General features: G+C 44.7%; 19 protein-coding genes. 16 read left to right on the top strand and 3 right to left on the bottom strand.

Annotated features, from left to right (window positions below; genetic code table 11):
- Nucleotides 1–47 precede the first annotated feature (47 nt).
- The 5 genes from gerQ (at nt 48) to EGM68_RS13520 (ending at nt 5,233) form a co-directional block, all read left to right on the top strand.
- Nucleotides 48–521: a spore coat protein GerQ gene (gene gerQ / locus EGM68_RS13540; protein ID WP_025678937.1), complete on the top strand. Its 474-nt coding sequence runs from the start codon at nt 48–50 to the stop codon at nt 519–521.
- 388 nt (nt 522–909) lie between these two features.
- The gene (locus EGM68_RS13535) at nt 910–2,211 is read left to right on the top strand and encodes a hemolysin family protein (RefSeq protein WP_170973170.1); all 1,302 of its coding nucleotides are present in this window, start codon (nt 910–912) and stop codon (nt 2,209–2,211) included.
- Nucleotides 2,212–2,411: 200 nt separating this feature from the next.
- A complete protein-coding gene (gene bioB, locus EGM68_RS13530) occupies nt 2,412–3,434 on the top strand; it encodes a biotin synthase BioB (protein WP_129549406.1) in 1,023 nt (340 codons plus the stop codon).
- Between the two features lie 36 nt (nt 3,435–3,470).
- On the top strand, nt 3,471–4,583 hold the full coding sequence (locus EGM68_RS13525; protein WP_025678932.1) for a glycerol dehydrogenase: 1,113 nt from the start codon (nt 3,471–3,473) through the stop codon (nt 4,581–4,583).
- Between the two features lie 158 nt (nt 4,584–4,741).
- Entirely contained in the window at nt 4,742–5,233 is a 492-nt protein-coding gene (locus tag EGM68_RS13520; RefSeq protein WP_025678931.1) for a hypothetical protein, read from the top strand.
- Nucleotides 5,234–5,308: 75 nt separating this feature from the next.
- Here the strand turns inward: EGM68_RS13520 and EGM68_RS13515 are convergent, their stop codons facing one another.
- On the bottom strand, nt 5,309–6,541 hold the full coding sequence (locus EGM68_RS13515; protein WP_013371377.1) for an aminopeptidase: 1,233 nt from the start codon (nt 6,539–6,541) through the stop codon (nt 5,309–5,311).
- Nucleotides 6,542–6,704: 163 nt separating this feature from the next.
- Between EGM68_RS13515 and EGM68_RS13510 the strand changes: the two genes are divergently transcribed.
- From EGM68_RS13510 to EGM68_RS13470, 9 genes are all read left to right on the top strand, one after another.
- The gene (locus tag EGM68_RS13510; protein WP_013371376.1) at nt 6,705–7,001 is read left to right on the top strand and encodes a hypothetical protein; all 297 of its coding nucleotides are present in this window, start codon (nt 6,705–6,707) and stop codon (nt 6,999–7,001) included.
- A 126-nt stretch (nt 7,002–7,127) separates the two neighbouring features.
- Nucleotides 7,128–7,931, top strand: coding sequence for an MBL fold metallo-hydrolase (locus EGM68_RS13505; RefSeq protein WP_064964149.1), 804 nt, complete (start codon nt 7,128–7,130; stop codon nt 7,929–7,931).
- Between the two features lie 136 nt (nt 7,932–8,067).
- Complete coding sequence (locus tag EGM68_RS13500; RefSeq protein WP_025678930.1) at nt 8,068–9,087, top strand: aldose 1-epimerase; 1,020 nt, start codon at nt 8,068–8,070, stop codon at nt 9,085–9,087.
- A 151-nt stretch (nt 9,088–9,238) separates the two neighbouring features.
- Nucleotides 9,239–9,949, top strand: a complete 711-nt coding sequence (locus tag EGM68_RS13495) for a FadR/GntR family transcriptional regulator (protein WP_025678929.1) — start codon at nt 9,239–9,241, stop codon at nt 9,947–9,949.
- 99 nt (nt 9,950–10,048) lie between these two features.
- Nucleotides 10,049–11,593 (top strand): 2-isopropylmalate synthase, encoded by a 1,545-nt coding sequence (locus EGM68_RS13490; RefSeq protein ID WP_129549405.1) that lies wholly within the window; start codon nt 10,049–10,051, stop codon nt 11,591–11,593.
- A gap of 167 nt (nt 11,594–11,760) precedes the next feature.
- On the top strand, nt 11,761–13,149 hold the full coding sequence (gene fumC, locus EGM68_RS13485) for a class II fumarate hydratase (RefSeq protein ID WP_025678927.1): 1,389 nt from the start codon (nt 11,761–11,763) through the stop codon (nt 13,147–13,149).
- 201 nt (nt 13,150–13,350) lie between these two features.
- Nucleotides 13,351–14,817 (top strand): potassium/proton antiporter, encoded by a 1,467-nt coding sequence (locus tag EGM68_RS13480; RefSeq protein ID WP_013371370.1) that lies wholly within the window; start codon nt 13,351–13,353, stop codon nt 14,815–14,817.
- A gap of 221 nt (nt 14,818–15,038) precedes the next feature.
- Nucleotides 15,039–16,160 (top strand): phosphodiester glycosidase family protein, encoded by a 1,122-nt coding sequence (locus EGM68_RS13475; protein ID WP_129549404.1) that lies wholly within the window; start codon nt 15,039–15,041, stop codon nt 16,158–16,160.
- A gap of 41 nt (nt 16,161–16,201) precedes the next feature.
- Nucleotides 16,202–17,206 (top strand): stalk domain-containing protein, encoded by a 1,005-nt coding sequence (locus EGM68_RS13470; RefSeq protein WP_129549403.1) that lies wholly within the window; start codon nt 16,202–16,204, stop codon nt 17,204–17,206.
- A gap of 111 nt (nt 17,207–17,317) precedes the next feature.
- On the opposite strand, the gene EGM68_RS13465 is transcribed toward EGM68_RS13470, so the two are convergent.
- Nucleotides 17,318–17,857 (bottom strand): helix-turn-helix domain-containing protein, encoded by a 540-nt coding sequence (locus EGM68_RS13465; protein WP_013371366.1) that lies wholly within the window; start codon nt 17,855–17,857, stop codon nt 17,318–17,320.
- 268 nt (nt 17,858–18,125) lie between these two features.
- Here EGM68_RS13465 and EGM68_RS13460 point away from each other — a divergent pair, with 268 nt between their 5' ends.
- Nucleotides 18,126–18,539, top strand: coding sequence for a DoxX family protein (locus tag EGM68_RS13460; protein WP_025678924.1), 414 nt, complete (start codon nt 18,126–18,128; stop codon nt 18,537–18,539).
- A gap of 49 nt (nt 18,540–18,588) precedes the next feature.
- On the top strand, nt 18,589–19,455 hold the full coding sequence (locus EGM68_RS13455; RefSeq protein ID WP_129549402.1) for a VOC family protein: 867 nt from the start codon (nt 18,589–18,591) through the stop codon (nt 19,453–19,455).
- Nucleotides 19,456–19,523: 68 nt separating this feature from the next.
- On the opposite strand, the gene glsA is transcribed toward EGM68_RS13455, so the two are convergent.
- Nucleotides 19,524–20,462: a glutaminase A gene (glsA, locus tag EGM68_RS13450; protein ID WP_090738983.1), complete on the bottom strand. Its 939-nt coding sequence runs from the start codon at nt 20,460–20,462 to the stop codon at nt 19,524–19,526.
- Between the last annotated feature and the right edge of the window lie 28 nt (nt 20,463–20,490).

Here is a 20,490-nt window from a genome sequence, read left to right as displayed (position 1 = left end):
GCTTGAAGAATTAAAGTTAAATTAAAACCATCTTAGGAGGAATTTACATGATTTCACAGCAAGCTTACCGTCCCGTATCTTATGCTTCCGGTAATGGATATCCCGAATGGCCAAGAGGGATGGCTCCAGCCGGAACCATGCAACCTATGCAACCTATGCAACCTATGACTGGCTTTCCACCTCAAGTAAGTAGTGGCAGCCCTATGACACCAACGGGTACAGTGGTGCAGGTTCAGACTCCGCAATACGAGCAATCATACATCGAGAATATTTTACGCTTGAACTTGGGCAAAACGGGAACCTTTTATATGACCTATGAAAATAACCGGGAATGGAATGCTAAAATATTCAAAGGCATTCTAGAAGCAGCAGGTCGGGACCACATTATTATTAGTGATCCGGCGACAGGCAAACGGACCATTCTGCTGATGTTAAACCTGGATTATGCAACTTTTGATGAGCCATTGTTGTACCAATATCCCGGCGTCATCGGGAACCCGGGCGGATCTCCGGTTCGCTGATGCCTTCATATATATGAGTTTACATCCTCTGCCAGACGGCAGGGGATGTATTTTGTTTATATTCTTTCTCAAATATAGTTGCTTTCTTGGTGGTAAGAGGCGAAAATGAGAGCTTTCCGACCTAAATGATAGAGGGATTGATTTTTCTGACATTGCTTGTGGTTTGACTGTATAGAGTATAGTTATATAATTAAATATAAGCTGATAAATGATTTAATCATTTTGCGGAATATGGCTTAGGGAAGCCGGAAGGGGTGAATGTGTTGGGAAGTTGACGCTGCTTATGATGTGTTATCGTTCTGTCTATGATGAAACTATCCGAAGGAGGTGCGCCTGTCTGCCGTAATGACGGCTGATGGGGAGCATATTGAGTGACCCTTTACCGAGTATGTTTAACTTATTTATTGTTTTTGCATTAGTATTATTGAATGGATTTTTTGTATCTGCGGAATTTGCCATGGTGAAGGTTAGGGGCAGCCGTATAGAAACCTTGGTGGAGGCGGGCAATAAAAAGGCCGTATACGCCGCCAATATGATACACAATTTGGACGCTTATTTGTCTGCTTGCCAATTGGGTATTACCCTAGCATCGTTGGGACTGGGATGGATCGGAGAGCCGGCCATCGCACATTTGATTGAACCTATATTTACTGCCGCTGGCTTGGGAGCGGTATACGTGCACGGTACTGCCGTGGTCATTGCATTTATTATCATTACGATTCTGCATATTGTATTGGGTGAATTGGCACCCAAAACGATAGCTATTCGTAAATCTGAGACTATTACGCTGTATTCGGCCATGCTGATGACTTGGTTTTACAAGTTGATGTATCCATTCATATGGGCGTTGAATGGAATGGCGAACAGCCTGCTGCGTTTATTTCGTCTGGAGCCGGTATCCGAATATGATGATTCCGCGCATACGGGGGATGAAATACGCATTCTGATGAAAGAAAGCAATAAGAGCGGACTAATTGATAATACGGAATTGGCGCTTGTTGATAATATATTTGATTTTGCCGACACGACCGCCAGGGAAATCATGATTCCGCGCACGGAGATGATCTGTTTATACAGTAATGAGTCTACAGAAGAAAATCTCGCGATTGCGACGGAAAGCATGAGAACCCGTTATCCAATCTGCGCCGAAGATAAGGACCATATTATCGGCTTTATCCATATTAAAGATCTTCTACGTGCAAACACGCTGGATACCCGTACGATGATTCGCCCGATTCTTGCTGTTCCTGAATCAACGCAAATTAGTGATCTGCTCAAACGCATGCAGCGTAGCAAGACGCAAATTGCAATTTTGATTGATGAATACGGTGGCACATCGGGTATGGTAACGCTGGAAGATATTATGGAAGAAATCGTCGGTGAGATTCAGGATGAGTTCGACCAAGAACGTCCGAGTTGTGAGCAGATTAATGACGAGGAATTTTCCATTGACGGTATGTTATTAATTGATGAAGTGAACGATCGCTTTGGACTGGATCTTGATCATGAGGATTATGATACAGTAGGAGGCTGGCTGTACTCACATGTAGAGGTTATTCCTCCACAGCCAGGCCAGTCTGTAGTGTTTGAAGGATGTATGTTCATTGTGGAAGAAGTTGAAAACAAGCGGATTTCACGTATTCGGCTAATTAAACAGCCTATCGTCGTGGAGGAAGCAGGAGTCTCATAATGGAATAAATATGGAAAGCGACCTTCAATGATATGGGGTCGCTTTTTAATTTGCCTTCTTTACATAAAGGATATGAATTGATATGATATTCGTGTTATTGTCAACCTAATTGCATGTCAATAGGTTGACAATAGAGCAAATTTCCTTACGCTAAAAATCTCATCTGGTTACATGTTCATTTAAATGAGGGAGGATGAAGTATGAATTTATTCAATAAGGATGTATTCAATAAGGATGTAGATTGGGGCCGATTAGCTGAAAAAGCGATCCATTTCAGCAATCTGACGCTGGAAGAAGGTACGGCGGTACTGGAAGCGGACGATGCAGAAATATTACCGATTATGCAAGCTGCATTTCAGGTGCGGCATCATTTTTACGGAAAAAAAGTAAAGCTCAATATGATCATGAACGCCAAAAGTGGTCTGTGCCCGGAGGATTGTAGTTATTGCTCACAATCCATCGTTTCCACGGCACCTGTCAGCAAGTATAGTATGCTGGACAAGGAATCACTGTTGGCTGGGGCAAGGGAAGCCGTAGCACGAAAAGCAGGGACATATTGCATTGTAGCTTCCGGCAAAGGTCCGACAGATCGGGAGCTGGATCAGGTAATTGATGCTGTACAGGAAATTACTCGTACCATGCCGCTCAAGATTTGCGCTTGCTTGGGGATTCTCAAGGGAGATCAAGCACGGCGATTGGCAGATGCGGGGGTACACCGTTACAATCATAATTTAAATACAAGCAAGGCCAACTATCCCTCGATTACAACCACACATACATATGATCAACGCGTCGAAACTGTGAAAATAGCTCAATCACATGGAATGTCTCCATGCTCTGGCGTTATTATCGGTATGGGGGAGACGAATGAGGAAATCGTTCAAATGGCTTATGCCTTACGAGAGTTGGATGCCGACTCTATTCCGATTAATTTCCTGAACCCAGTCCCCGGAACCCCTTTAGGAGAAGCACAGCGGATCTCGCCGATCCAAGCTTTGAAGGTGTTGGCACTGTTCCGGTTCATCTGTCCATCCAAGGAAATACGCGTTGCAGGCGGAAGGGAGTTAAATCTGCGTTCATTACAACCGCTATCCCTTTATGCAGCAAATTCGATTTTTGTAGGAGATTATTTAACGACAGAAGGCCAAGAAGTTACCGCTGATCATCAAATCATAGAAGATCTTGGCTTTGAAATTGAGATGTGTGCTCTTTCAGCCGTATAATAGAGATTGTACAAACATGGAAGGGAGAGTTGAATGATGAGCGAAAAAGTATTTATTAGTCCAGGTAAATATGTGCAAGGGAAAAATGTGATTGATAAAACAGGTGAATATGTTAAGCCTTTAGGTCATACGGCCTTGGTTATTGCGGACAAGCTGGTTTGGGAGATTGCAGCCGATCGGGTGGTCAAAAGTCTAGAACAGGCTGAGATTACGGTGGTAAAGGTTGAGTTTCAAGGGGAAGCATCCAAAAATGAAGTAAACCGTATTGCTGATGAGGGACGAAGCGGCCAGGTCGATATTGTCATTGGTGTAGGTGGCGGTAAAACGTTGGATACCGCCAAAGCCGTTAATGAGCTACTCGATTCCTCAGTTGTGATTGTTCCAACGACCGCCTCTACAGACGCACCCACCAGTGCACTATCTGTTTTGTACACCGATGAGGGTGCATTTGATACGTATTCCTTTTTCAGTAAAAATCCAAGCTTAATCCTGGTTGACACGAAAGTCATATCTCAAGCACCGCCTTTGTTCCTCTCCTCAGGCATTGCGGATGCTATGGCAACGTGGATTGAAGCCCGCGCAGTCATTGAAGCTCGTGCTACCACTATGGCTGGTGGTTTGCCAACGTTGGCGGCAGAAGCCATTGCGTCCAAGTGCGAGGAAGTTCTTTTCGATTACGGACTGCAAGCTTATGAATCTGTGAAACGCAAAGTTGTTACACCGGCGCTTGAAGCGGTGGTGGAAGCCAATACGTTGCTAAGTGGTTTGGGTTTTGAAAGCGGTGGCTTGGCAGGCGCACATGCCATTCACAACGGTTTTACCGTACTCGAAGGAGACATTCATCACCTGACGCATGGTCAAAAAGTAGCCTTTGGCACCTTAGTACAGCTTGCCTTGGAAAAAAGACCTTTAACTGAGGTGGAGCGGTATATTGATTTTTACCTAAAACTGGATTTGCCGGTTACGCTGAAAGACATTAAGCTGCAAGAAGCCTCACGAGAGGATTTGTACCGGGTAGCTCAGGCTGCTACCAAAGAAGGCGAAACAGCTCACAATTTACCATTTGCTGTTACAGCGGATGATGTGCTTGATGCAATCTTAGCAGCTGACCAGTATTCAGTTGCCTACAAGGCTAAAATTGGACATTGAAACTAATCCCATACTAATAAAGTAGGTTCAGAGGTCGCTAATAAGCGGCCTTTTTCCATTATTTAACTTGCAGCTTATGGTATGATTTTCATGGTACATAATTAGGAAATCCCGGGAGTATATTTACGGCTCCCCTAAATTTTGAAAGGAGTTTAGCGATGGCAAAGTGGAATGTAGAAGATCAAGGTACTCAATATACTATTGAGTATAAGCGTGGCTTTAACGGTGGAAAAGTCATTGTGAATGGTAGCGAGCAGAAGGTGAAAAGCCAGAACGCATTTTTAAACTTGATTGATTTTCCAATAAGATTAAAGGAGAAAGCTCTGAATGTTGTAGTCATTGGCAACAAAGCAGATTTAGCTGTGAACGGTATATATCTTGGGTCCAATCAACCTTATGTTCCAGTAAGTAAGGCTCCTGGCTGGAGTTGGGCTTTTGTCGTGGTCAGCTTGGTTATAGGGTGGTTATTTGCAGGCGTCTTTGGTCTGTGTTTAGGGATATTAGGTAGTATGTTCTATGTGAAATCATCTTTATCCTTACATCAAACCATTAATCGAAGAGTCGTAAGCTGCTTTATTGTCTTTTTCATCATCAGCATAGTACAAATCGTTTTTGGACTTGCAGCGAACTATTGGATTAATACACTGTGAATATAGGTAACATATCCTAACGGACGAAGCAAGAAGGCTCTCCCGCATAAAGTGGTGAGAGCCTTTTTTGCCGTGTTAGATCGCCCAATTTCCTTTACGGAAGATCGGTTCCTCAGTACCGTCTTCGGTAACGCCGTTGATGTCCATTTCACCTGAACCAATCATAAAGTCGACGTGAGTCAGACTGGAGTTCAGACCGTTGGCAGCCAACTGCTCTTGAGTCATATCTTTACCACCTTTAAGGTTGAATGCATAGGCATTACCGATAGCCAGATGGTTCGAGGCATTTTCATCAAACAATGTATTGTAGAATAAAATATTTTTGTCAGAGATCGGTGACTTGTGAGGCACGAGCGCAACCTCGCCCAGGTAGTGTGAACCTTCGTCCATTTCTACGAGATGCTGGAGAGTCTCCAAGCCGGTTTCGGCCTGTACATCGACAATACGTCCATTTTCAAAGGTCAGTGAGAAGTTGTCGATAATGTTGCCACTGTAGCTGAGTGGCTTGGTGCTGCTGACTTTACCGTTTACTCCCGTTTTAAGTGGAGCAGTAAATACCTCTTCAGTAGGCATGTTGGCTACAAAACTATGTCCCTGTTGGTTGATGCTTTCGGCTGCTACCCACAGATGGTCTTTTGCAAGTTCGATGGTGAGGTCTGTACCTGGAGCCAGATAATGCAGCTTTTTATAGCGTTTGGAGTTTAAAATATCAGCTTTGCTGGAAAGAGTTTTCAAATGCTCATTCCACGCCTCCACAGGGTTGTCCAGATCCACACGTACAGTACTGAAAATGGCTTCCCACAGTTTATCCATTTGCTCGGAAGCTGGCAGATCAGGGAACACTTTGGCTGCCCATTCTGCTGAAGGATAAGCAATCAGAGACCAGCTGAACTTGTCAGCCATTTGGTATTCACGGTATTGCCGTAATTCATGTGATCGCACACGCTGGGCAGCGGTAATTCTGCTGGACGGAATCCCTTGAAGCAAATCAGGATTCTCGGCAATGACATGGAGTACTGCAGCGCCATTTTCCACTTCTTCAGTCATTTCGGCTGCATACCATTTGGGAGCAATATTAAAAGTTTCATCAGGAGCTAGTTCATACTGTAATCGGGTAACCGTCTCATCACTCCATTTTACTTTTACCAGCTTGGCTCCGACAGTATACGCTGATTTAACGATAAGTCGTACGAGTTCGGCGGACAAGATTGGCGCATGAACGATAAGTGTCTGCCCAGGTTGGACATTTGCGCCCACTCGAACGGCTAATTCCGCATATTTCTGCAATTTTTGTTGAAAATCTGACATGTAACTTTCCTCCATTTCACGAAAAAGCCTCAAATAAGAATAGGGTAATTCGCACAGTTTTTTTGCAAATTCCACACATAGCTTATATATTGTACAATGTAACGAAAAGGTTCACAAATCAGTTTTGGTACTTTTTAGTGAAAATGAAAGGGCGGTTAAATAAATGACAGAGCAAAATTCTTCTCAGGAATTGAAAGAAGTACATATTCAACAGGCACAAATGACAAGAGATGAGAACGGTGCATATTTAGGTCAAGTGGTATTTGGAGTAGACGGACAGAGTTCTATATATGAAATTACCTTCCACAGTAAAAAGGGAAAGGAGTGGGATTATAGTCTCCATTTTGCTGGAGAGCCGCGCTTGGAGGAAGAAATGCTACAGATGGATAGCTGGATTGAAGAGAACGATGATCTTTTCGACTATTTGCTGGATGCGGCATGGAGTAAATTACCCGAGTAATGTAAACATGGTCTATTTTCGTGACAAGCGGATTATATTTAGCAGTGTCCGCATAATCTGCTGACATGGGGGAAGCCTATAGGTCGAGTATAACAAGAAATTCCATGTGAATAGGAGGGTGAAGCTTTGGCAAATCATCTGTTCACCGAAGGAATGACGGCAAATGAAGAGGCTGCTCCCGATCTCCTGAGCTTACGGACGCTGTTTGTAAATGTGTGTTTTATCGGAGAGCCGGGAAGCCGATCCTGGGTGCTGGTGGATACGGGGATGGCAGGATTCACAGACTCGATTATACGCCTGGCTGAGGAACGGTTTACGGGTCCTCCGGTTGCTATTGTGCTTACTCACGGTCATTTTGACCATGTAGGTTCGGTTATTGAGTTGGTACAGCATTGGGGTACGCCTGTCTATGCACACCCTTTGGAACTACCTTATTTGACGGGAATGAAAGATTATCAAAAACCTGACCCTAGTGTGGGGGGAGGTTTGATGTCGGGAATTTCCTTTTTGTACCCCAATGATGCTATAGATCTTGATGATCGCATCACCTCCTTGCCCAAAGATGGCAGTATCCCCGGCGCCCCTGGTTGGAAGTGGCTGCACACACCAGGACATACGCCTGGTCATGTATCGCTTTTTCATGAGCAGAGACGCTTAATGGTGGCTGGTGACGCTTTTATCACGGTAAAGCAGGAATCGGCATTGGCTGTGCTTTTACAGGAAAAAGAAATCCACGGACCGCCTGCATATTTTACAACAGATTGGCAAGCTGCACAGCGGTCAGTGAAAATGTTAGCTGGTTTAAAGCCCGCAATTGCAGTTACAGGGCATGGACATTTCATGCAAGGTACCGAGCTGACCGATCAGTTGGAACGGCTGGCTGGGAATTTTGAACACATGGCAGTACCCAAACAGGGACGCTATGTGTAATATGTGTGAAGGACGATGCCTTGCGGGGCATCGTTTTTTTGTGTTGACGTGGAATTTTTTTGCTGGACATGGTATAGTCAAGCCAAAAGCTAAACGCTTTCATTAAACATCGTCATTTCATCAAGGAGGATTTTTGATGACACAACAGCATACTGCAATTGGTGATCTTTATTATGGAATACCGGCGATTCGTCTTAAATTTGGACGATATGAAGCGGTTGCCCTGCCAGGAAACGGCGCAAATCTGATTTCTTTTCGTGACAATGAGACGGGATATTCTTTTCTACGTGAGCCGGATGCTGAGAGCATAGAGGCTTTTAAGCAAAGTCCATCCGTTTACGGAATTCCTTTTTTGTTCCCTCCGAATCGGTATGAGGATGGAAAATTCCTGTGGAATGGTGTTACATATGAGCTGCCAATTAATGAAGAGGCTACCCATAACCATTTGCACGGCTTTTTACACACCGTTCGGTGGGAGGTTGAGGACTACGGTTCCGGGGAGCAAGGTAGTTATGTAGTAATGAATCAGCATGTAAGGGAAGGGCATCCTATGTTCCGTTATTTACCCTTCACCTTTACAATGAAGCTGACGTACAGCCTGGACGAATTTGGCCTGCATCAGCGTTATGTGATTCATAACGAGGGGGATCAGCCGATTCCCAACTTGTTTGCCTTTCACACAGCCATTCGGGTACCGTTTGTACCTGATAGCTCGCCTGAGGATTACAAGATTAAGGTTACGATCGGTGAGCGGCGTGAGCTGACAGATCGATTGTTGGCCACTGGGCAGTTCCAACCGCTATCCCCGGAAGAGGAATTGATGAAGACAACAGGAGTTAGCCCTTATTTTGCCTCTATGGATAATCATTATACGGCGGCTCCGCAAAATGGACGTAACTACATGGAACTCACACACAGTAAGACAGGTGCTACCCTTGTATACGATGTAGGCACTGCTTATAAGCATTGGATGATCTGGAACAACAAAGCGAACAAGGAATTTATCTGTCCCGAACCGCAAATGAACATGATCAATGCGCCGAATCGACCAGACTTGCCTGCGGAAGACATCGGGTTAATTGCACTGGCTCCGGGGCATATTTTTGAAACAACCAGCCGTCTGTATTGTGTTACTCCGAATAAAACGAAATCTTAATATTCTCTATCCTTATAAGCTTGCATCGTGATGAACGGTGCAAGCTTTTTCGATTGGTAAGGCCTTGTATAAAAGATAATGGGGAAGGAAGGTGAAATAGGTTGCAGAAAAGCAATGTGTCATAGTATGATACGAAACAGGAGATGATCAGATGAATTATGAAATGGTGCCTTTTCAAGCCGTCAAACGTAAGCAAATTGCCGATGAAGTGGCTGAGCAGCTGCAACGAAAAATTGCTGCTGGTGAATGGAATGTGGGCACTAGGATTCCAACGGAACCCGAGCTTATGAAGCTATTTGGAGTCGGGCGATCTACAGTTCGAGAGGCGGTTAGCGTACTGGTGCATGCCGGTCTATTAGAGAAAAAGCAAGGACACGGAACCTTTGTCTGCCAACCAACGACTTCTCAAGAACCATTGGATTACCGACTAAGTCGCGCTGAAATTATTGAAGTTTATGAAGTGCGGAGCGTGCTGGAACTGGAGATTGCCAGATTAGCTGCGTTACGTCGTAATGACGAAGATTTACGCTTGATGCGGGAGGCGCTGGACCGTCGAGCTGCGACATTGGCCGCTGGAGATATGAATGGGTACTTGGATGCGGATATCACTTTTCACTTAGCTGTTGCAGCAGCTACAGGCAATAAGGTGCTTACGGACGTCTACCGCAGCTTTGTAGAGGCTATTCGCAAGGCGCTGAGCAATCTGATTACCGATCCAGCAATGCAAAATCATTTTACACTTCAACATGAAAAAATTTATGAAGCGATCTTGGAGCAGGATGGCAAAGCTGCAGAACTGTATAGTATTCAGCATTTGGACGGCACCAAGCTGGAGCTGCAAAAGCATATGGGAAGTTCTTAATTTTTTTAATCTTAAACATCAGATGATCAGATGAATGAAATGATGTTTAAACCTTCTACTTTGAGCATCTCCTAAAATCAAACCAAAGGTGGTATCTGTATGCGAAAAATATGGGTGTTGGACACAACGTTAAGAGATGGAGAACAATCACCAGGAGTTAGCTTAACCAGCACAGAAAAGGTGGAAATAGCTCTTCAGCTTCAAAAATTAGGCGTAGATCGGATTGAGACTGGCTTTCCGGCAACCTCACCTGGTGAGATCGTCAGCATGCAGAAAATTGCCAAACAGGTCACCCAAGCAACACTGGTTGGTTTTGCACGCTCGAAAGAGCAGGATATAGATGCGGTCAGAGAAGCTCTACGGGAAGCGGAGGACGCTTGTCTTCACTTGTTCCTTGCTACCTCACCTATTCATCGCCAGCATAAGCTGCGAATGGATAAAGCGAAGGTATTAGAGACCGCTGCCGCTGCCATTCGTTATGGACGCAAGTATTTTAGCGAGATAGAATTTTCGGCAGAGGATGCCAGTCGTACCGAGTTGGACTTTATTTGTGAAGTTGTAGATATGGCAATTCGCGCTGGGGCGACAGTCGTCAATTTGCCGGATACGGTGGGATATGCCTCGCCAGATCAATTTGGAGAAATGTTTAGAATCGTAAAACAACAAGTACCAGGTATCGAAAAAATACAGCTTAGCACACACTGTCATGATGATCTTGGCATGGCAACAGCCAATACGCTGGCAGCTATCCGTAACGGTGTAGATCAATTTGAAGGTACCATTAATGGCATCGGTGAGCGAGCCGGAAATACACCTATCGAGGAGGTCGCACTGGCCCTTGATACGAGAACCGATCTCTATGGTGCACAAACGAGTCTGATTTTGGAGGAGCTGTATGCCACCAGTCGACTGGTAAGCAAACGTACGGGGATGTCGGTACCAGGAAACAAGGCTATTGTGGGGGCCAATGCATTTGCACATGAGTCCGGTATCCACCAGGACGGAATGCTGAAGGAGCGTACAACGTATGAGATCGTATCCCCAGAGCGCATTGGTCTGAAGACGAGTAAACTTGTATTAGGCAAGCATTCGGGACGTCATGCGTTTAAGGAAAAGCTGGCGGACATGGGCTTTGATGTTTTGACAGAGGAACAGCTTCAGGATGCGTTCCGCAAATTCAAAGCCTTGGCGGATAAGAAAAAACAGGTGCTGGATGAAGATTTACTCGTCCTGATGGATGAAAGCCGCAATGCCTCGCCTCAAATTTACACGCTAAATTCCATTCAGGTGTCTTATGGTAATCAGTCTGTCCCGGTCGCCTCCATACGGCTGAATAAGCAAGATGGTATATCGATTGATGAAGTAGCGATGGGTAATGGTTCTGTAGATGCGATTTTCAATGCGATAGACAAGGCCAGTGGGGAAGTGGTGGAATTGGAGGATTACTCCATCCAGTCTGTAACGTACGGCAAAGATGCATTGGGGGAAGTCCACGCTATTTTGAGGCAAGGTGAATACACAGCACTGGGAAGAGGTACAAGTACAGATATTTTGGAAGCTAGCGCTAAAGCTTATATCGACGCACTAAACAAGCTACTGGGCAGAAAAGAAGTTCATGCCAAAAGCAACATCACGATTAGCTGAGACTGGTAATCAAGCTCATAGCTGAATTTTTCTTCTGTCTCTCCTCTGACCCTATTGTAAAAAAAGCGCTTGCAAAATATATGATAACATCTGAAATTTAATGTATAATAGGCAAAGAAGATCACCATATTTTGTCTGAATTACATAGGCCAAGAGGAGGAAATGAGTTGAACTACCGCATTGAAAAGGATACGTTGGGCGAAATCAAAGTACCGGCAGACCGTTTGTGGGGAGCGCAAACACAGCGCAGTAAGGAAAATTTCCCGATTGGCTCGGAGAAAATGCCATTAGAGGTCATTCAGGCGTTCGCGGTGCTCAAAAAGAGTGCAGCGATCAGCAATTATAAGTTGGGTAAGCTATCTCAGGAAAAGCAGGACGCCATTATTTATGCAGCGGACGAAATTTTAGCTGGACGAGTCGATGACCATTTCCCGTTGGTTGTATGGCAGACAGGGAGCGGAACGCAGTCCAATATGAATGTCAATGAAGTGATTGCTCATCTGGGTAGCCAATGGCTTCAAGAACAGGGAAAAGATGCGAAGCTGCATCCGAATGACGATGTGAATATGTCACAAAGCTCAAATGATACGTTTCCTACAGCCCTTCATGTAGCGGGTGTTATTGCCGTTGAGGACCGTTTGTTGCCTGCCATTGATAAGCTGAAAGAGACTTTTCAACAGAAGTCAGAACAATTCAAGGATATCATCAAAATTGGCCGAACCCATTTACAGGATGCGACACCACTAACACTGGGTCAGGAAATCAGCGGCTGGTATGCCATGCTGGATAAAAGCAAACGAATGATCGTCGATACGGTTCAATATATGAAGGAGCTGGCGATTGGCGGAACAGCAGTGGGTACAGGAATTAATGCTCATCCAGAGTTTGGTTCCCGAACCTCTGCGGAAATATCCGGCTTCACTGGTAAAACGTTCACTTCTGCACCTAATAAATTTCATGCACTGACCAGTCACGATGAAGTGGTGGCTGTACATGGAGCAATCAAAGCGTTAGCTGCAGATTTGATGAAAATCGCCAATGATGTTCGCTGGTTGGCTAGTGGTCCACGGAGCGGCTTGGGCGAAATCACGATTCCTGCTAACGAGCCAGGTAGCTCTATTATGCCTGGTAAGGTAAATCCGACCCAGAGTGAAGCACTAACGATGGTCGTTACGCAAGTCATGGGTAATGATGCAGCCATCGGCTTTGCAGCAAGTCAAGGAAATTTCGAACTGAATGTGTTTAAGCCAGTAATCATATACAATTTTTTGCAATCAGTTCATCTGCTGGCTGATTCCATCATTGCTTTTAATGACAACTGTGCCGTCGGCATCGAGCCTGATCTCGCTAAGATTGAGCACAATTTGAATAATTCACTGATGTTGGTGACAGCATTGAATCCACATATCGGCTATGAAAATGCCGCTAAAATCGCCAAACTTGCACATGCGGAAGGACTGTCTCTAAAGGAAGCGGCACTCCGTAGCGGACTGCTGACTGAAGAGCAGTTTGACCAATATGTTGTACCGGCGCATATGATTCATCCTAAAGCCTAAAGCACGGCAATTGTCGCAGCTTAACACCTATAAAAATTACAGACCAGCTTATGGAGTGCCGATTTAGCACAGACCATAAGCTGGATTTTTTAATTTTCTCCTATAATTTTTTTTACTTATGATTAGTATTCTGTGTGATTTGAGGGTATATAGTTAGAAGGCGAAAAAATGAACATTTATTTTCAAGATAGGAGAAGCCGTATGGAACAGACAACCGTGATTAATTTGATTGTGCTTTTGCTGTCCGGCTTGCTGCTGGTCGGTGTGCTGACTACCAAATTTTCCAGCCGTTTCGGTATGCCTGCGCTTGTTTTGTTTATTGCCGTAGGCATGGTGCTCAGTCAGTTTATTTATTTTGATAATGCCTTTATCACACAGCTGGTGGGCATTCTTGCGCTCATTGTAATCTTGTTTGAAGGCGGGATGCAGACAAAGTTTGCAGATGTTAAGCCAGTAATTCGACCTGCGTTGTCATTATCAACGTTAGGAGTCATCATTACGACTGTAGTCATTGGCGTCTGCGCCAAGTTTATTTTAGGCGTGAGCTGGATGGAATCCATGCTGTTTGGCGCTATTGTTGGTTCGACGGATGCGGCAGCAGTGTTTTCCGTTTTAGGAGGTAAAAACATCAAAAAGCGAATTACCTCGACGCTTGAAGCGGAATCCGGCAGCAATGACCCGATGGCTGTATTTCTCACAGTAACATTGATTGAGCTGATACATCACCCTGAACAATCCATTTGGATACATATCTTGTTGTTTTTATGGGAAATGGGTTTTGGTTTAGCCGTTGGTTTTGTACTCGGACGCTTAGGTGTATATGCGATTAATAAAATGAATTTTGATTCATCCGGTTTGTATCCTGTGATGGCATTGGCATTTGCGGTATTGACGTATGCGGCGGCATCGTTACTGGAGGCGAGCGGATTGCTGGCAGTTTATGTCATGGCCATTGTATTGGGAAATTCCGACTTAACCTACAAGCGATCCATTATTCATTTTAACAATGGCTTCGCCTGGATGGTGCAGATTATGATGTTTGTCCTGCTCGGCTTGTTGGTCTTTCCCGATCAATTGCTGGGTATCGCGTGGCAAAGCTTGGCGCTTTCCTTCATCCTCATGCTCGTGGCTCGTCCAATAGGCGTGTTCCTAAGCTTGCTTTTTTCCAGGTACTCTGTACGCGAGAAGACACTGTTATCCTGGGCAGGATTGCGGGGGGCGGTACCCATTGTACTAGCAACTTATCCATTACTGGATGAAATGGATGTAGGACCTTTATTTTTTAATGTTGTATTTTTCGTCGTGCTCACTTCTGCGATTATCCAAGGTACCACAATCTCGTGGCTAGCGGTGAAGCTTGGCTTGATGGACCCTAACGAGACATCGTCTCCTTCACTGCTGGAATTAGTTTCTCTGGGAAAAACCACTTCGGAAATCAACCACATTCAGGTACAAAAGGGGATGTCGATAGCGGGCAAGGCGATTCAGGATATACAGCTGCCTGAAGATATCTTATTTACAGCCATTATTCGGGACGAGCAAATTATTGCCCCGAGAGGCACGACCGTGATTGAACCGGGCGATACTTTGTATGTGCTTAGTCCCAAACTCAAGCGACAGCAGATGAAAGAGCTGTTCATGCTGCTCGAACCGGAGGCTGCTCCGTAAATCGGATATCCCCCCTATAGTTACAACCCTTCACATTTATGTGAAGGGCTTTTTGCTGTATTCTTTTTCAGAGTGGATGAATCTGTTAAAAAATTGACACTATCATTCTACAAAATTAGTTTATGATATTGTCGTTAGATGTCGCAGCCTATCGTTACTGATCATTTGATGGGCAATAGTGATGAAATACGATAGAAGTCACCAAACAGGAGAGATGATGAATGAAACCGGAAGTCTTGCCACAGCGTGCAGCAGCTCGCAGGCAGAAAAATAAGAAAAAGAAACGGAAAGGAAAATTTGGTCGCTTTATGCTGCGACTTTTTATTGTATTCCTGTTAGCGGGAATTGGAGGTGGTACATGGTTGTTTTTAACCCCTTCTGGCAAGGACATGCGCTATTTGGCTGCAGACACGCTGATTACGACTCAGCATCGTCACTGGGCGAAATATTTTATCGGCGAAGCAGAGGCGAAGCAACGAGTGGCTGAATATTCGGCCCGGTTCGAAGAGATGGGTGAAGAGAAGGATAGACATACAATCAACTTGCCTGATCTGATACCTACTAAAGTACAACAAACGCCGTTGGTTGAAGTGGAAGAGGTGTCAGGTCGTAACTATCATGGCTATGTTATGACGGTGCATGACCCCACTAAAATTAGGCTCGGGGTTCCTGCTAAAGTCGGCCGGGGAGAACATGTATCTAGCATGGTCGAGCGTTTGGGGGCTGTTGCTGGGGTGAATGGCGGTGGATTCGCTGATCCCAACTGGAACGGGAATGGCTTTAAACCGATTGGTGTTGTCATTTCTCAGGGTCAGATATACTACAACGATATGGGTAAAAATGCCTCTGTTCAAATCGTAGGTATTGATAAACAGGGAAAAATGATAGCCGGCCACTATTCGTTGTCCGAGTTGTCCAAAATGAATGTGCAAGAAGCGGTTACCTTTCAGCCACGCCTAATCGTGAATGGAAAAGGTCTGATTCGCAATGCAAGCGAGGGATGGGGAATTGCTCCCCGAACTGCAATGGGGCAGAGAGCAGACGGGGCAATTATTTTTGTAACCGTCGACGGTCGCCAGCCTGGGTACAGCATCGGTGCCAACTTGTATGATATGCAAAATATTTTACTTAAACATGGAGCGGTTATCGGTGCTAATCTGGATGGAGGTTCGTCAACCGTGCTCGTCAAGGACAACACCATTGTCAACAAGCCTTCCTCTGAATACGGTGAACGGTATTTGCCGACTGCGTTTCTCGTATTTGAGCATCCAGAGACCGTCAGTATCCCGAACATATGGGCAGGGATGAGACCTGGAGACATTGATGCAGCCAAAAAGAGATAGAGCGGGAATGAACAAGTCTATTCAGTGAACGGAGACTAATAATGAAGCTAGATCGAACAGGATTTCAGCGATTGTTTGTCGCCTTGCTGATGCTACCATTACTCTTGACAACAATACACCAAGGAGACGCCGAAGCGGCTAAACAGGAAAGCACAGCACCTCAAGCAACACAGCTAACCGATATTGTTATAGCTGGTCAGCCCTTAAACAACAAAATCAAACCGCTATTGATCGACGGTAAGCTGATGGTACCTCTCAAACCATACGCTGAAGCTGTGGGTGCAAGCTACCATTGGGACGCTAAACAAAAGCAGATTACGCTGCAAAAGTGGGCAGAACCCTTAATTCTTAAAGAGCAATTACGTAAGAACCAGCAGCAGCTGACCTTTAAGTTTGTAGGTAAAGATGTATATGTACCTCTTAGAGATGTGTCGCTTGAATTAGGTTATACGTTGGAGAAGACAAACACACAGATTCAGATCGAGCCACCGATTCACGGTAAACTAAAAGAACAATTGTATGAGGGGGATCTCGTAGCAGCACGCGAAGCGTTAATCCACTTAGAAACACGTTCTGTTCATCCTTATATAGAAGTTCACCGTCCCAACACTGAGCTTTTGTCTAGTGTCTACATGTTTCCTCAAGGTGAAGCATTACGGTATTTTACAGTGGACGGGGATGTGCTGAGTCTGGTTGAAGTGAAGGACGATTTTCCGATGGTCACCTATCAAGGGTATGTGGGAGCTCCCTTTGATAATACCTTTACGATGGAATACGATCCACTGGAGCTGTTTTTGGCCAATAAAGCCAAAGATCAGTGGGGAACCTATCCGAAATTTAATAAGCCGCTGATCTACAAGTATACTACAGGATGGGGAGATAGCAGCACTACTTTTTATGGGCGTGTTACTATAGATAAAAAAGAAGAACTGCTGGGAATGACTGGTGATCCGGTAACCGTACTCTCAGCCAATGCCAAAAAGATCATGAAAACCTTCAAGCTTCCGTGGGAATCGCGTACAGATACTCAGCAAGCGATGGAATAAGTTAAACAGCTACTACAAAAAAGCGTGTATCGTTGAAGTTAATTTAACTTCCAGGTACACGCTTTTTGCAATGATATGGGGAATTGATATTGTGATGTGCTCAAATCTTGATTAAGCATCATTTTCTGCTTCGAGGAATACGGAGATCAGAATACGAGCGTTGTTTTCTCCTACATTTTTGGCATAGTGGGGAATGGCCGCTCTCCAGCTAAAGGAATCTCCTGCTTCCAGAGTAGCTGAATCCTCACCCTGCTCCACGTATACTGTGCCCTCCAAAATAAAATGAATCTCATCTCCTGCATGAGCATGCTCTTCTTCTGTAGAGGAGCCTGGCGGCATTTCAACGAGCATCATTTTGACGTTACCCTGCCCTCCCAAATGATCGACCTGGAGCTTGTTTTTTCCATACAACGTTTTACGGCGCTCGTCCTTGCGAATCACTTGCATTCGTTCCTCTTCTTTAAGAAGCAGAAAAGCGAGAGGTACATTAAGCGCATTAGCGATGCTGTCCAATGTAGCGATGGAAGGGGAGGTTTTATTATTTTCTACTTGACTCATAAACCCTTGAGATAGTCCGGTTCGTTCGCATATTTGCTGGATGGATAAATTTTTACGTTTACGAGCGGCACGAATGTTGCATCCTATACCCATTGAGCGTTCCTCCTTTTGGGAAATATAATGTATACTAATTTATTATTTATCATACCAAATAATTTGTTGACAGACTATAGTTTCTTATGCTAAATTCACATTACAAAATAATTATTACTATTACTAATAATTGAGTTTGATTCACACATATATGTTGCCGTATAGATTCGAACGTTATTATTTTTTTAACTAAGTTATTAGTAATATAAATTAATTATTCATATACGCTTGTATAAGTGTAATAAAACAAACAGAATGGAGAGATAACATGAGTTCGGCAAGCAGAAACGTTTCTACAATTATGCGGGTGGCGCTCGGAATTTTGTTTTTGGCACACGGAATTGCTAAATTCCAAATGGGGTTGGGTAATGTTGCGGGCTGGTTTTCCAGCATTGGCGTCCCAGGATTTTTAGGTTATGTCGTTGCGGTGATAGAGTTGGTCGGCGGGATTGCATTAATTCTTGGATTGCTTACTCGCTATGTATCCGGACTTTTAGTTATTGTATTGATCGGTGCCATTTTCACGGCCAAATTGTCCGGCGGGTTGATGGGGAATGGTCAAGGAGCTGGCTATGAGCTGGATATTGCTTTTATTCTGGTAGCTCTTCATCTCGTATTTGTACCGACAACTCGCTTGTCTCTGGATTCTTTGTTCAGTCGTCGTGGGTCAACAGAACAATAATTTCGTTTCATCCTTAGTCCTCCAATCCATGTAGAAAGAGGGAAATCTGATGACAGCACATATTCATGACAACACTAAAATCGGGCAGGTTTCATTAAAAGTTAGTAACTTGGAGCGTTCTATTCAATTTTACACTGAGGTCGTTGGTTTACAGCTTCTGCGTCAAACGGCGGATACGGCTGAATTGACTGTCGACGGAAAGCATGCGCTACTGATTCTTAACTATATTGAAAATGCAGTTATTCTGCCGCGCCAGTCCGTAGCCGGATTATATCACTTTGCTATTCTTCTACCGAACCGTGTAGCTCTTGGCCTGTCTTTGCGTAATTTGCTGGCTCATGAGATTGAAATTGGACAGGGAGATCATGATGTAAGTGAAGCACTATACATCCATGATCCCGATAATAACGGGATTGAAATCTATGCGGATCGTCCTCGTGATCAATGGAAAAGAGATGCAGATGGATTTTACATGATGGGAACAGGTCCCGTGGATGCAGAAGACCTGATTGCCATTTCTGAAAATATACTTTGGAAGGGGCTGCCACAGGGAACAGTAATTGGGCACGTTCACTTCCATGTATCTAATTTGCGCACAGCACAGCAATTTTATTGCGATGTGCTTGGCTTTGACATTACGTGCCGATACGGATCTTCAGCCCTGTTCGTTTCTGCGGGTGGCTACCACCACCATATGGGCTTGAATATATGGGCAGGTGAAGGAGCACCACCAGCTCCCGAGCAGGCTACTGGATTGGATTATTTTGAACTGATTGTTCCAGACCAACAAGAATTGGATGCCATTACTGCTCGTTTGACTGCGGCAGGTTATGGGATACAAGAACGTGATGGGGCCCTGTATGTGGCTGACCCGTTCCGCATTCAAATCAAATTGGTACATGGTCAAACCATTTAACATAGCAGGAACGTAACAAAAAGGGTATTCCTACAAGCCGTACTGGCTGGGAATACCCTTTTTTTATACTAAAACAAGCTCCAATCCAAATCCCGTGACATTGTCTCCAGCAAGTGTACCCCCGCTGTACTGTTGCCCATACGATTCAATGAAGGACCCACTAGCCCGATGCCGTATCGTCCGGGTACCATCGTCATTATACTGCCAGATACGCCGCTTTTGGCAGGGAGCCCGACTTGAATGGCGAATTCACCAGAGGCGTCATACATACCGCATGTTGTCATAAATGTTTTGGCGATCTGTACATAACGACGGGGAATCAGAGGTATACCTGTGACCGGATCACGGCCGTTGTAGGCTAGTATGAGTCCCATACGTGCTAAATCTGTACAGTTCAATTTGACAGCACAATGTCTGAAATAGACGTCAAGCACATCCTCCACATGACCTCTTAAAATCCCCTTTTCCATTAGAAAATAAGCAAGGGAACGGTTTAAATGGCCTGTGGCTGATTCTGAATCGTAGACATCCTGATCATATTCCAATGTGTCATTATGAGTAAGCAGACGGAAAAATTGAAGGACACGGGCAAATCTCTCTTCTGGACTGTTTCCGCGAATCAGAGAGGAGACAGCAATTGCTCCAGCGTTAATCAGTGGATTAAACGGTATCCCCGGCTCAACCAGTTCTAGCTTTAGCATGGAATTAAAACGGTCCCCGGTAGGCTCCATCCCCACCTTAGAGAAGACAACGTCCTCTCCATTATCCATCAAGGCCAGAATGAGCGTAAATACCTTTGAGATGCTCTGCATCGTAAATTGTATTTCCGTATCTCCGGCTACCACGGTCTTACCCGCACCGTTCATTACCACAATACCCAGCGCGTCGGCCGGGGCTTTGGACAGTTCGGGAATATATGCTGCTACCTTGCCATGAATATACTCATGGCGGCTTTGTTCTACCCATTCCGGCAGTTTGGTCTGTAATCTTTGCCACTCCGATGTCATTTCTTTTCCTCCAGTCGAGTAACCAATC

This window comes from Paenibacillus sp. M-152 (genome assembly GCF_003856555.1).
GTDB classification, from domain to species: domain Bacteria; phylum Bacillota; class Bacilli; order Paenibacillales; family Paenibacillaceae; genus Paenibacillus; species Paenibacillus polymyxa_C.
This window is presented reverse-complemented; position numbering and strand designations above follow the sequence as displayed.